The sequence below is a fragment of the Mucilaginibacter limnophilus genome (assembly GCF_004005815.1).
GTDB lineage: Bacteria > Bacteroidota > Bacteroidia > Sphingobacteriales > Sphingobacteriaceae > Mucilaginibacter > Mucilaginibacter limnophilus.
The window spans coordinates 674,096-687,852 of record NZ_SACK01000002.1 but is presented as its reverse complement, the minus strand read 5'-3'; the positions used below and the strand labels follow the sequence as shown (position 1 = coordinate 687,852).

General features: G+C 41.9%; 13 protein-coding genes. 9 read left to right on the top strand and 4 right to left on the bottom strand.

Annotation, left to right across the window (positions count from 1 at the left end; genetic code table 11):
• Window positions 1–18 precede the first annotated feature (18 nt).
• Window positions 19–1,305 carry an aminopeptidase P family protein gene (locus tag EOD41_RS07580; protein ID WP_127704175.1) on the top strand — a complete coding sequence of 429 codons (1,287 nt, stop codon included), beginning with the start codon at window positions 19–21 and terminating at the stop codon, window positions 1,303–1,305.
• Window positions 1,306–1,334: 29 nt separating this feature from the next.
• Here the strand turns inward: EOD41_RS07580 and meaB are convergent, their stop codons facing one another.
• Window positions 1,335–2,219, bottom strand: a complete 885-nt coding sequence (meaB, locus tag EOD41_RS07575) for a methylmalonyl Co-A mutase-associated GTPase MeaB (RefSeq protein ID WP_127704174.1) — start codon at window positions 2,217–2,219, stop codon at window positions 1,335–1,337.
• A gap of 46 nt (window positions 2,220–2,265) precedes the next feature.
• On the opposite strand from meaB, the gene EOD41_RS07570 reads away from it, so the two are divergent.
• From EOD41_RS07570 to EOD41_RS07560, 3 genes are read left to right on the top strand one after another with little or no spacing between them, the layout of a single operon-like run.
• Window positions 2,266–3,165 (top strand): glycosyltransferase family protein, encoded by a 900-nt coding sequence (locus EOD41_RS07570; protein WP_240663250.1) that lies wholly within the window; start codon window positions 2,266–2,268, stop codon window positions 3,163–3,165.
• Window positions 3,162–4,145 (top strand): glycosyltransferase family 9 protein, encoded by a 984-nt coding sequence (locus EOD41_RS07565; RefSeq protein WP_127704173.1) that lies wholly within the window; start codon window positions 3,162–3,164, stop codon window positions 4,143–4,145. The genes EOD41_RS07570 and EOD41_RS07565 overlap by 4 nt, the downstream gene beginning before the upstream one ends.
• Window positions 4,133–5,197 (top strand): glycosyltransferase family 4 protein, encoded by a 1,065-nt coding sequence (locus tag EOD41_RS07560; RefSeq protein WP_127704172.1) that lies wholly within the window; start codon window positions 4,133–4,135, stop codon window positions 5,195–5,197. The genes EOD41_RS07565 and EOD41_RS07560 overlap by 13 nt, the downstream gene beginning before the upstream one ends.
• Here EOD41_RS07560 and EOD41_RS07555 read toward each other — a convergent pair.
• On the bottom strand, window positions 5,194–5,895 hold the full coding sequence (locus EOD41_RS07555; RefSeq protein WP_127704171.1) for a glycosyltransferase family 2 protein: 702 nt from the start codon (window positions 5,893–5,895) through the stop codon (window positions 5,194–5,196). The genes EOD41_RS07560 and EOD41_RS07555 overlap by 4 nt on opposite strands.
• Window positions 5,896–5,990: 95 nt before the next feature.
• Here EOD41_RS07555 and EOD41_RS07550 point away from each other — a divergent pair, with 95 nt between their 5' ends.
• Window positions 5,991–7,826, top strand: coding sequence for an ABC transporter ATP-binding protein (locus EOD41_RS07550; protein ID WP_127704170.1), 1,836 nt, complete (start codon window positions 5,991–5,993; stop codon window positions 7,824–7,826).
• Between the two features lie 18 nt (window positions 7,827–7,844).
• Complete coding sequence (locus tag EOD41_RS07545; RefSeq protein WP_127704169.1) at window positions 7,845–8,786, top strand: hypothetical protein; 942 nt, start codon at window positions 7,845–7,847, stop codon at window positions 8,784–8,786.
• Here the strand turns inward: EOD41_RS07545 and EOD41_RS07540 are convergent.
• Window positions 8,783–9,430: a glycosyltransferase gene (locus EOD41_RS07540; protein ID WP_127704168.1), complete on the bottom strand. Its 648-nt coding sequence runs from the start codon at window positions 9,428–9,430 to the stop codon at window positions 8,783–8,785. The genes EOD41_RS07545 and EOD41_RS07540 overlap by 4 nt on opposite strands.
• A gap of 73 nt (window positions 9,431–9,503) precedes the next feature.
• Between EOD41_RS07540 and EOD41_RS07535 the strand changes: the two genes are divergently transcribed.
• Together EOD41_RS07535 and EOD41_RS07530 are read left to right on the top strand one after the other, a co-directional pair.
• On the top strand, window positions 9,504–10,304 hold the full coding sequence (locus EOD41_RS07535) for a DUF5672 family protein (RefSeq protein ID WP_127704167.1): 801 nt from the start codon (window positions 9,504–9,506) through the stop codon (window positions 10,302–10,304).
• A 51-nt stretch (window positions 10,305–10,355) separates the two neighbouring features.
• Window positions 10,356–11,177 (top strand): DUF5672 family protein, encoded by an 822-nt coding sequence (locus EOD41_RS07530; RefSeq protein ID WP_127704166.1) that lies wholly within the window; start codon window positions 10,356–10,358, stop codon window positions 11,175–11,177.
• A gap of 55 nt (window positions 11,178–11,232) precedes the next feature.
• Here the strand turns inward: EOD41_RS07530 and EOD41_RS07525 are convergent, their stop codons facing one another.
• Window positions 11,233–11,910, bottom strand: a complete 678-nt coding sequence (locus EOD41_RS07525; protein WP_127704165.1) for a porin family protein — start codon at window positions 11,908–11,910, stop codon at window positions 11,233–11,235.
• Window positions 11,911–12,026: 116 nt separating this feature from the next.
• Here EOD41_RS07525 and EOD41_RS07520 point away from each other — a divergent pair, with 116 nt between their 5' ends.
• Window positions 12,027–13,754 (top strand): glycoside hydrolase family 3 protein, encoded by a 1,728-nt coding sequence (locus EOD41_RS07520; RefSeq protein WP_127704164.1) that lies wholly within the window; start codon window positions 12,027–12,029, stop codon window positions 13,752–13,754.
• Window positions 13,755–13,757 lie beyond the last annotated feature (3 nt).

Genomic DNA, 13,757 nt, shown 5'->3' with positions numbered 1-13,757 from the left:
ATAATTATCGTTTAGTAAATGAAATATCTACCCATTGATAATGAACTATTTACCTTTAATAGAAAAAATTTCGTTTCACGATTAAAGCCTCATTCTCTTGCCATTTTCCATTCGAATGATGAATTTCCAAGAAGTGGCGATCAAGCCTTTATTTTTAAGCAAAACCCCGATTTTTTTTATCTTTCTGGCATCGATCAGGAGCAAAGCATCCTCCTTTTATTTCCCGATTGTCCTAATATCCTATACAAAGAAGTACTGTTTTTAAGACAAACCAATGAACATATTGCCATTTGGGAAGGACACAAATACACCAAAGAGGAAGCACGAGCAGCATCAGGTATTCAAAACATCTATTGGCTTAGCGATTTTGAAAATATATTACATAGTATTATTAACTATGCTGATAATATTTATATAAATACTAACGAGAACGACCGTTATGCCCATACGGTACCTTACCGTGATATACGCATGCTTAATGAGCTAAAGGAAAAGTATCCCTTGCATCATTATGAAAGGTCGGCGCTTATTATGCGTGACCTGCGCCCGGTTAAATCAGATATCGAGATAGAACTGACAAAAAAGGCCTGCGGCATAACCCGCGATGCTTTTGTGCGTGTACTCAGGTTTGTTAAACCCGGCGTTACTGAGTATGAGATTGAGGCTGAAATCATCCATGAATTCATCCGTCAGCGCTCAACAGGGCATGCTTATACCCCTATAATTGCATCGGGCAAAAATGCCATTGTGCTGCACTATAATGATAATAACCAGGTTTGCCACGATGGCGATGTGATACTATTTGATTTTGGCGCCGAATACGGTAACTACAATGCCGACATGAGCCGGAGCATACCGGTTAACGGCCGTTTCACCAAACGCCAGCGCGATTTGTACAATGCCGTGCTGCGTGTAATGCGCGCCGCTACCAAAATGCTGGTTGCCGGTACCGTTTGGAATGAATACCACGATGAGGTTGGCAAGGTAATGACAGATGAACTTATTGGTTTGGGCCTGCTTAAAAAGCATGAGGTGGAAAAGCAAGATCCAAAAATGCCTTTATATAAAAGGTATTTTATGCACGGTACTTCGCACCATCTGGGGCTTGACGTGCACGATTACGCCAGCCGTTACAAACCTTTTGAAGCTGGCAATATACTAACATGCGAACCGGGTATTTATATACAGGAAGAAGGACTGGGTATCCGTTTGGAAAATAATATCCTGATAACAGAAGGCGGCAACATTGACCTGATGGCCGATATTCCGGTTGAGGCTGAGCATATAGAGGATATAATGAATTAACCCCCTAGCCCCTGAAGTGGAAATAGATATTATTGGTTAGAAGGTTGGGAAAATTCGTCTACAAAATTATACAGGTTAAACTCAGGCTTGCTTGCAGCGGTTTCAAGTGCTGTAAGCAGGCTTTTTTTATCGATATCAGCCATACGCTTTTGCTGTATCAGCTTATAAGCTTTTTCGGCGAGCAGAAAGTTTTTACGATGATTTTGCGCTGATGGCTTTTCAATATATAAAGCTATTTCATCAATACCTTTATTTTCTGAAGCTACTGCTTCAAACACGGGTATATCCTGGTGTTGTTGCTGAGTGATCTTTCTCAGGTTATTGGCAAACTCACCGGCGCCTTCCCTGTCGGCCTTATTTATAATAAATGTGTCGGCTATTTCCATCAGCCCCGATTTGATGTTTTGTATCTCATCACCGGCTTCAGGTACTAAAACTACCATCGTTACATCTGCAAGACCTGCAATTTCTACTTCCGACTGACCTACGCCTACCGTCTCTATCAGTACATAATCAAAACCCGCCGCACGCAGCACGTCTGCCATTTCAATAGTTTTGGCTGATAAACCGCCAAGCGCCCCGCGGGTAGCCAGTGAGCGGATAAATACATCCGGATGATTAAAGTGCGGCGCCATACGTATCCGGTCGCCCAGCAATGAACCAAAGTTGAAAGGCGATGTAGGATCGATAGCAAGCACGGCTACTTTTTTTCCTTTAATAACAAGGTTACTTATCAGCGTATTAACCAGCGTGCTTTTGCCCGCTCCCGGCGGACCGGTAATACCAATAACTTTTGCGGTAGTTGAAAAGCTAAGGTTACACAGTATATCACCGGCACCGTTAAGATCGTTTTCAACTATTGTAAGTGTGCGTGCAAGCACCCTGAAATCAATATGTGCCGGTGTTTGGTTCATCGTAGATATAAAGTAACAAAACAATGCGCTATTTAAAAAGCATGCTATGACTATATTTGCCCCCAAGCGAATGAAAGTAGCCGGATTTACATTTATTAAAAACGCGGTAAAAAATGATTACCCGGTTGTTGAAGCAATTACTTCAGTTTTGCCATTGTGCGATGAATTTGTAATTGCCCTTGGCCAAAGCGACGATGATACCGAAGGTTTGATCAATAACATTGGCTCCTCAAAAATACGAATCATCCATACGGTGTGGGATAACAGCCTTCGTGACGGCGGACGTGTATTTGCTGTGGAAACCGATAAGGCCTTTGCCGCTATATCACCCAATGCCGACTGGGCGTTTTATATTCAGGGTGATGAGTGTGTACATGAAAAATATCTGCCGGTAATTAAAAAGGCAATGGAAGACAACCTTCAAGACACTAATATTGAAGGTTTACTTTTTAAGTACGTACACTTTTATGGTTCATATGATTTTTATGCGCACTCGCGCAGGTATTACCGTCGCGAAATACGCATAGTTCGTAACAATAAGGCAATTCACTCATACCGCGACGCCCAGGGCTTTCGTCTTGACGACCGCAAGTTGAATGTAAAGCTGATTGACGCTTACATTTATCATTATGGTTGGGTAAAGTCGTCAAAAGGTTTACTGCGCAAAGGACAAAATTTCACCCAGTTTTATAACCCTGAGTATGTACCCGACGAAAAAGCTATAGAAGAAAATGAGTTCGACTATGGTAATGCCGACAGGCTGCTGCCGTTTAAAAGCACGCATCCGGCGGTGATGCAGGCGCGTGTACAAAGGGCGAACTGGAAACTGAACATCGATGTAAAAAAAATATCGCGCATGAGTTTCAGACGTAAGGCGCTGCAATGGATAGAAGATGTTACCGGGTGGCGTATTGGCGAATACAAAAATTACAGGATTGTTAAATGACGTTGCCTGCAAAAACACATATCCTGATCAGCCGGACAGACGCAATAGGCGACGTGGTGTTAACGCTGCCTATGTGCGGTTACATCAAATCAGTTTATCCTAACGCAGTAATTTCATTTTTAGGCAGAACATACACCGGCCCGGTTATAAAAGCATGCGCTATGGTTGATCATTTTATCAATTATGATGAAATGCAGAAACTTCCTGAACCGGAAATGATCAGGTATTTGCAAGATAAAAATATCGACATTGTACTACATGTGTTCCCGAACAAACATGTGGCAAAACTCGCACGCAAAGCACGCATTAAAACACGCATAGGCACCACTAACCGTCCATATCACTGGCTTACATGTAATAAACTGGTAAAACTAAGCCGTAAAAAATCAAACCTGCATGAGGCGCAGCTAAATATGGTGTTATTGCGACCTTTAAACATGGCAGTTCCTGAGTTAGCAGAAATACCAAAGTACTATCAATTTAAACCGGCTGCTGAAGTACCAGCACAACTGAAGCAGATATTAACTACTGATAAATTTAACCTGATATTACATCCCAAGTCGCATGGCAGCGGCGTGGAATGGGGGATTAATAACTTTGCCGGCTTAATAGATTTGCTACCTGCCGAAAGATTTAACATCATTATAACCGGTTCCGAAAAAGAAAAAGATCTATTAAACAACTGGCTTAAACAACAACCGGAACATGTAATTGATGTAACCGGCCAAATGAACCTTGATGAATTTATAGCGTTTATACATAGCGCCGACGGTTTGGTAGCATCAGGAACCGGCCCTTTACACATAGCAGCAGCCTGCGGGATTAACACGCTTGGCCTATTCCCTAATACAAGGCCGATACACCCGCAGAGATGGGCGCCTTTAGGTTTAAAAGCCAATTTTATTGAAAGTGATTCGGGATCATTGCAGAGTATTACGCCTGAGATGGTTGCACAAAAAATTAACCAGTGGAAAAAGTAAAGAAGCGTATATTATTAACATTCGATTCGATGCGTTACCCGAATACAGGCCTTTTTTACTTTGGAAAAAGTTTAGGTAATAGCATTCTGGCTGAGGATAACAGCCGGTTTGATATTACTTTTTATGTGCATCGAAAATCTATTTATCAGTTTGCCAATCGGGTAAAAATACAATACTTGTCGAAGCTGCATAAACTGTTCTTCCCTCAATCCGGTAAATATAATCTGGTGCATTTTACCGATCAATACCCCCGTTTACGCCCGCAAAAAGTAAAAGGGAAAAAGATACTTACCGTACACGACATCAACTTTATCTACGAAAACTTTCCGCCTGAAAAAGTAGAGAAAAAATTAAACAAGCTTACCCGTTATGTTAATCTTTGCGATAAGATAGTAGCTATTTCTAATTACGTAGCCGAAGACATTATAAAGTATATTCCATCGGCACAAGGAAAAGTACAGGTGATCTATAACGGTGCTGATAAGCTAAGTATAAAAGCAGATCATCAACCCGCCTATCAACCTCAAAGGCCTTTTATTTTTACCATCGGGCATATATCAGCAAAAAAGAACTTCGCCGTGCTGCCTGCTTTGCTGCATAATAACGATTATGAATTGGTTATAGCCGGCATTGAAACGCCTTATAAGGATGAGATTATGCACGAAGCAAAAAAGTGGGGTTGCGAAGACAGGGTAAAGATTACCGGACCAATCAGCGATGATGACAAAGCATGGTATTATAAAAATTGCCTGGCTTTTGCCTTTCCGTCAATAGCCGAGGGTTTCGGTTTACCGGTTATTGAGGCAATGCACTTTGGCAAGCCGGTGTTTCTGTCAACCCATACCTCCCTGCCCGAAATTGGCGGCGATGCTGCTTTTTACTTCGACAGTTTTGACGGCAAGGCTATGCAAAAAGTTTTTGCCGAAGGAATGGAAAAATACAACTCAACCGATAACATTGAAGCCCATATTACCGCTTATGCTGAAAAATTCAGCTGGCAAAATACTGCAAAGCAATACCTTTCGCTTTATGAGGAATGCCTGGAAGATTAACCCTTTTTATTAACGCCCAGCTTTGCCTTTAATAGCCTGAAAGCATAACGTAGCCAAACTTTTAATCCGAAGTTTTCACGAATCAGTTTGGTTTTATCCTTTTCAAAAGGTCCGTCAATTGCCGTGCCTGATATGCCTAAATGATTATATTTTGCAATAATATATGGCTTGTATTCGAAATGATACTGTTTATCCCGATACAGCCGCATGTTTAATGCATAGTCAGCCGAAATGCGGTATTTTTCATTAAAGCTATATTTCTTAAAAATCGAAGCAGGGTAAATAATAGACTGATGATAGATGCCACCTTTGGCCATATAATAATCACTTATTTTCCCCGAGCGCACAACCCCATTGCTTATCACATTAGCATAATATATGGCTGACGGATCTTTAAGTTCGGTTGCAAAAGCTGAGAATTCAGGCAGCAATTCATCATCAGCGCCTAAAAAGTAGACCCAATCATTGTAAATATGCTTAATGGCCTTATTCATGGCGTTGTAAATGCCAGTATCTTTTTCACTTACCCAGTAGGCAAGCTTATGCGCATTATTTTGCAGAATACCTACCGTTCCATCGTTACTGGCGCCATCTACTACAACAATATCTACGGGGAACACTTGCTCATAAATACTGTTAAGGCATTGCTGTAGAGTAGCCGCCGCATTATAGGTAACAATTATTACTGTAACTTTCACGTTTAGTTTATTGAGCGCTAAGTTAAAACATGGTTAAACTATTATTGCAATATAATTAGGCAATTAAGTTAGCTTTGCACTTTTAATATTATTTAATGAAGACTTACTTCCGGCTGTTATCATTTGCTAAGCCAATTGAAAAATTTGCCATTCCTTATATTCTTTTCACCATATTGTATGTAGTATTCAGCACCTCAGTTTTAGCGCTGCTGATACCTTTGCTTAATACCCTTTTCGATAACAATTGCGTTCCGGCACATAATACTACCGCCGCTGTTAAAGAACTTTCCATATTTGATTTAAAAGGCTGGTTTGACTATTACCTGCAGCATTTTATTCAAACCAAAGGTAAATGGGGCGCATTGCAATTTGTATGCATAGTAATTATAGTAGCCGCGTTCTTGGGCAACCTTTTCCGGTACCTGTCTCAGCGCATAATGGAATCGTTACGCATACACACCCTGTTGAACATCCGTAAGGCCGTTTTCAACAATGTAATTAACCTTCACCTTGGCTATTTCAGCAACGAACGTAAGGGTAATATCATCTCAAAAATCGCATCAGAAGTACAAGTTGTACAGTTTTCGGTAACCGGGACACTGCAGGTGATTTTTAAAGAGCCTTTGCAACTTATCGCTTTTTTGATCACACTGTTCTCCATATCAGTAAAACTTACCCTAATCTCCTTACTGGTTGTACCTGTAGCGGGTTTACTTATAGCGCGCATTGTTAAGCGTTTAAAAAGCCAGGCAACTGCCGCGCAAAACTCATATGCCAACATGGTAAGTTATCTTGACGAATCGCTTACAGGTATTAAAATCATCAAGGCTTTCAATGCTACTGATTTTATTACTACGCGCTTTGAAGATGAGAACAACCACTATTCAAGGATAGTTAAAGCCATGTCGCGCAGGCAGCAGTTGGCCTCACCGGTTTCAGAAACGCTGTCTATCACCATGATTTCGTTCATTGTACTGTATGGCGGCTACCTGGTGTTAAATAACCGGTCTGACCTCACACCTGCACAGTTTGTTGGCTACATCGGTTTGTTTTCACAGCTTATGCGCCCGGCTAAAGCCATTTCAGATGCATTTAGCAATATCCATTCAGGCCTGGTTGCAGGCGAAAGGATACTGGAGCTTATTGATGAAAAACCGCAAATAGTTGATGCACCCGGCGCTATTACAGTTGATGGTTTTCATGACAAAATCACATTGGAGAATATTTCGTTCGCCTATAATGAGCGATTGGTGCTGAAGGACATTAACCTGGAAATCCCTAAAGGAAAAACCGTGGCGCTTGTTGGCCCTTCCGGCGGCGGCAAGTCAACCCTGATGGATATGCTGCCGCGATTTATTGAACCCAAAGAAGGCGCCGTGCTGGTTGACGGTGTTGACATCAGGAAGATAACCACTAATTCGCTGCGCTCGTTAATGGGTTTTGTTAACCAGGAATCGATACTGTTTAACGATACCATTTTTAATAATATCGCTTTTGGTAAAACGGGGGTTACCCGTGAGCAGGTTGAAGAAGCGGCCCGTATAGCCAACGCCCACAATTTTATTATGGAAACCGAAAACGGCTATGATACCAACATTGGCGACCGTGGTTCTAAACTTTCGGGCGGACAAAAGCAGCGTATAAGCATTGCACGTGCGGTATTAAATAATCCGCCTATTATGCTGCTTGACGAGGCTACTTCGGCGCTTGATACCGAATCCGAAAAACTGGTTCAGGATGCGCTGAACAACTTGATGAAAAACCACACCTCGCTTATTATTGCGCACCGTTTAAGCACTATTCAAAACGCCGACATTATTGTGGTGCTTGAAGAAGGCCGTATTGTTGAACAGGGAAGCCATAACGAGTTGCTTGAAAAGAACGGGCTATATCGTAAACTGATAGACATGCAAACCTTTAACGTTGATTAAGCTTAAGGGTACTTTATTATGCCAAAAAAGAATTTTATTAGCAAGAACTGGCTGAAGTTAACCGATAAGGCTGCATACAAACACTATAAAGCCGAACTGGACCTTGAAAGACGCGAAGCAGAAACACACCGCCTTTATCATGAGCAGATCACATATGATCCCGTTCAAACGATTGCGGCAGCTAAATCAAAAGGCTTTATTTACGTTACCCACAGTGGCAACGCCGGTGATATCATTTATGCGTTGCCAACGCTGAAAAAACTACATGAGTTAAGCGGCGCTGATATTAATCTTTTGCTAAAGCTTAACCGGCCTATTGTACTTAACCCTAAATATACCCATCCTTTGGGTAATGTAATGCTGAACCAAAAAATGGCCGACATGCTGTCGCCGCTTATTGAAGCTCAACCTTATATTGCTTCGTGCAGGGTGTACAATGGTGATGACATTGATATTGATCTGGATAATTTCCGTACACCGCTTATACCTATGGACAAGGGAAACATTGCCCGCTGGTGCAGTTACCTTACCGGCATCAGTCCAGACTTACATGTAAACTGGCTTGATGTTGAAGCCGATAACAACTACAATGATACTATCGTTCTTGCCCGCAGCGAACGCTATAGGAACGACTTCATTAATCATCAATTTTTAAATCAGTACCCGAATAAAGTTTTCATTGGTGTCGATAGCGAATACAATGACATGAAGCGAATGCTGCCTGATTTAAAACGGGTGGAAATTCAAAATTTTACGCAAATGGCAAGTATAATAGCCGGATGCAAGTTTTTTATCGGTAACCAGTCGTTTCCCTTTGCAATTGCCGAAGCGTTGAAAGTACCGCGGATACTGGAACTATCTTTTGAAGTGATTAATGTAGTGCCTGAAGGCGGCTTATCGTTTGATTTTTTGTTCCAGAAGCATTTCGAAAATTATGTAGCTACGCTGAACAACAGTTAAGCAAGCGTATCATAAAAATCATTCTGACGCTGCTGGCGTTCAATGTCCTTAATGTGCAATAATGAATATTCGTCTTCAGCAGGCAATTGAAATGATTTATTGTACCCGGTAAACACTTCGTGTACTTTGTTTTTCCATTTTATTTTACCGTTCAACTTAACAATGCGCGGCTGGTAATCAGGAAAGTTGATATAACCTTTCTCATTGATGTTCCAGTTCCATTTTTGCACATGCTCATCAGTATATCCGTTAACAAGGTTTATGCGTGGCACTAAAAAACAATCGTATTTTCTTCTTCGCTGAAGTATCGGTTTAAGCCCTGTTATTAGCGTATCCTTAGGTACTTCGTCGGCATCTATTTGGAAAAGATAATCGCCTTTGGCCAGCTCGAAGAAGTGATTTTTAAACGTCGCGAAATCGTTGTTAAGCATGGTTTCCTTCAATATAATCATGCCTGAGTATTTTGCAAGCACATTGCTTACCCGGTTGTCTCTGTTGGTTATATCCTGCAGTACTATTACTTCGTCGTTTTCCTCAACAAGTGGCAGCAACGTCTGCAGCAATATTTCAAGCTCTTTCCACTCGTTGCAAACCGTGATACAGTATGATATACTTATTCTTTTTTTAAACAGGTTGAAAAACATAGCCTTTTTTTGCAGCTTTATACCGGCGAACGTTGGCAAAGTAACATAAATTTGGTTGCACCGGGTAATCTATATGACAACAAATACAAAAGCTGCGGTTATAATACCTTTTTATAAAACTATTTTAACGCGCTATGAAGAAATCGCGCTGAAGCAATGTTTTAACATACTTGATGGCCACCCAATCATTGCGGTTAAACCCCACAGCCTAACCTTACCTGAAAGCGCGACAAAAAAAGGCTTTTATGATATTATTTCATTTGATGACAAGTACTTTGCCGACATCCACGGCTACAATGCCTTAATGCTTTCTGAAGAATTTTACAAGTCGTTTATCAACTACGAATATATTTTGATCTATCAGTTGGATGCATTTGTATTCAGGGATGAATTGATTGAATGGTGCAGCAAAGGGTATGATTATATTGGCGCACCATGGACTTATAAGAAAGCACCCGGCCTTGTTAGAAAACTTAAAAATTATCTCTATTTTAAAAACAACGCGAAATACAAAGACGGCATGCCTAAAATTGGCAGGCAAATGGAAGACCGCGTGGGCAATGGTGGTTTTTCGTTACGGCGGGTAAAAACATTTGCAAACTATGCCGCAAGTCAGCGTGAAAAAATTGAAGAGTACCTACGCATGCGGCATCCCTGGTTTAACGAAGACATTTTTTGGAGCATCGAGCTTAACCGTAAAAAACAACAGCTGGTTATCCCTGAGTTGAAAACCGCTTTAAAGTTTGCTTTTGAAACTAATCTTGATCGCTGCCTGCACATCAACAACAACCAGTTACCCTTTGGCTGCCATGCATGGGACAAGCATGCCGACTTTTGGCGCCCGATATTTAAAAGCTTTAACGCTGATATATAATTCATGCAAATAATTATTTTAGCTGCAAAAGAGTTTCTCTTGTTATACTAAATGACAGATAACGAACCACATTTGCAAACTGATACGGTTGCGGTGCTGATACCTTTTTACAAAGGAACCCTTACCCATCTTGAGTTGGTAGCATTACAACAATGCTTTTCTGTTTTATCAACTTATCCTATTATCGCTGTTAAACCCCAAAGCCTAATACTGCCTGAAACAAGCTATACCTTCAACAGTATTGTTTCTTTCCCTGACGATTACTTCACCAGCGTGGAAAGCTATAACAGGCTGATGTTATCAGCTGAGTTTTACAGCGCTTTTTTGAAGTATGATTACGTTCTTATTCATCAGTTGGATGCTTTTGTTTTCAGAGATGAAATTGTTAAATGGTGCGGCAAGGATATTGATTATGTAGGCGCACCCTGGTTATTGCCCCGACGCCCATTGGTAAGTAAAGCATATATTAAAGCTCAGCTTAAATACTATCAATACAAATATTTTACTAAGCATATAAAAGGTATAACTGAACTTGCCCAGCTTGAGAAACGTGTGGGCAATGGAGGCTTATCATTACGAAAGGTAGCCAGGCTATTCGAGTTATGCAGTATAATGCAGCCACAGATCGATATATATAATAAAAATACCGGCCACGGCTTTAATGAGGATGTTTTTTGGAGTATTGAGGTTAAGCGGCACGGGTACCGGTTTAATATCCCGCCTTTTAAAGAAGCCCTGCAGTTTGCCTTTGAAATAGCTCCTGAACGCGCGCGATTATTAAACAATGGCGAACTGCCTTTTGCCTGCCATGCATGGGATATCAATATTGATTACTGGCGACCGATATTCAAGCAATACGGTTATACCATATAAAAAACCGCCTGTCTATTGCAGAAACAGGCGGCCGAAAAAATAAATCAATCACTAATTATCTGAATTTGAAACCCAGTCCTATTTGCCATACCTGGTTGCGGTAATCAGGTATGTACGAGTCAATGTCTGCATGGCTGTCTTGAATATCAATTGTATAACGCGCGTGCAAGTCAACATTACGCCCGATATCAACGCTTAAACCTATCACACCGCCAAGCAGGGTTTTGTTGCCCGCGTAATCATAACGGTCTTCGGTAACGGTAGTAAAACCATCACGGTAAACATTTTTTGACGATACCAGGAACGATAGCTGCGGACCGGCCACCAGGTTAAAGTTTGGCGCCAGCTTTACTTTTGCCAGTAGAGGCACATCAATAAAGTTATTCCGCTGGCGAAAGTCACCATCAACAGTATTGGCGCTAAAGCCCTTTTGCGACCATAATATTTCCGGCGCGAATGATAACGGATAGATGATCGGTACATCCAAGGTAAAACCGATATTGGCGCCTGCAAGGCTGCTTGTGCTGTAATCGCCATCATAAGCATCAACAGTATTGGCTATGTTAAGCCCGGCTTTAAAGCCTGCTTTTACTTCATAGAAACTGTTATGCTGTTTTTGTGCACGGTAATAGGCAGGTGGTGGTGGCGGGCGTCTTATCACTCTACGTCGGTATTGCGCGCTAACATCTCCTGCTACCAGCAGGCATATTGCAAAAAATAAAATCTTTTTCATACTCTGTTGTTTTATACCTGATAGAGTGAAAGCGCCGGCAAAGGTTTATTCGGTATTAAAAATTCACTGTAACAAAACAATTGCATCAAAATGCAGATTAAAGCTACATTTGAGCTATGAGAGGAAACACCCCCGCCCTTAAATATATTACTACCCTGCTTTTTACAGTTATAACATACGGTGCTTTTGCGCAGCGAACCGGCTATGTAGAGTCGCTTGCAAAGCAGAACCGATGGGTTGATTCGGTGTATGATAAGCTAAGCAAAAAAGAAAAAATTGGTCAACTGTTCTTTGTACGCGCGCATACCAACAAGGGTAAAGCTTATGAAGACACTGTTGAAAGTGTTATAAAAAAATATAAAGTTGGCGGCCTTGTTTTCTTTCAGGGCGGGCCCGGCAGGCAAACGGCTTTAACCAACCGCTATCAGAAAGCCGCCGAAGTGCCGTTGCTGGTAACTATGGATGCTGAATGGGGACTTGGCATGCGGTTAGATTCAACCACCTCATATCCTTACCAGATGACCCTTGGTGCCATACAGGATAATACCCTCATCACCAAGATGGGCCAATTTATAGCCCGTGATTTTAAACGAATTGGTGCACACCTCAATTTTGCTCCGGTAATGGATGTGAACAACAACCCCAATAACCCGGTAATCAACTACCGGTCGTTTGGTGATAATAAGTTCAATGTTGCACGTAAAGGTATAGCCTACTTTAAGGGAATGCAAAGCGAAGGCATATTGACTACTGCAAAACACTTTCCCGGACATGGCGATACCAATGTAGATTCGCATTACGACTTGCCATTATTGCCTTTTACACGTAAACGTTTAGACTCGCTGGAGCTTTATCCGTTCAGGGAGGCCATCAATGCAGGCCTGAGCGGCATGATGATCGCACACATGAATATTCCGGCTCTTGATTCGTCGAAGAACAGACCTTCTACCCTATCGCGGCCAATTGTTACCCATTTACTTAAAGATTCGCTGATGTTTAAGGGGCTTGTCGTGTCTGACGCGATGGAGATGAAGGGAGTTACCAAGTATTTTCCAAACGGCGAAGCCGAACTGCAGGCTTTTCTGGCAGGAAACGACATTATCGAATTATCTGAGCATCTTGAAACGTCTATCAAGCTAATTAAAAAGGCCATCCGTAAGAAGAAGATCAGCAAAGAAGAGTTCGAAGCAAAAGTAAAAAAGGTACTTGCAGCTAAGTATTGGGCTGGCCTTAACCAATACAAAGATGCTGACCCGAAAGGAGTGGTACAATATATTAACCGCCCCGAAGCAAAACAACTGATACAACAGCTTAGCGACGCGGCGGTCACCATGCTTAAAGGCGACACCCGGAGTTTACGCCTAAACCAGTTAAACCGTACCGCCATTGTTGGTGTTGGCGTAGATAACATCACCGTATTTCAGCAGGAACTTGCGCGCTGGTACCCCAACAGTATGATGTTTGTGGTGGGAAAGGCTACCCCAGTGCGCGACCTTAACGCCATGCTGAAAAGCCTGCGTGACTACGACCAGGTTTTTATGGCGATATATGATACCCGCCTGCGTCCGGCAAGCAAGTTGGATTATAACCTGGATATCAAGTTCCTGATAGCCCAGTTGGCGGCACAACCTAATACAGTGGCTACATTATTTTCAAACGCCTATACCATTGCAGGTCTGCCGGGTATTGAAAAAAGCGGCGCGCTGCTGGTATGCTACCAAAACAGTGAGGAGTTGCAACGATCGGCAGTTAAAGTTATCACCGGGCAAATCAAGCCGATGGGTAAACTGCCGGTGAGTGTGAATATGTATTTCCCTACGGGAACGGGGGTGATGCTGCCGTAAAGA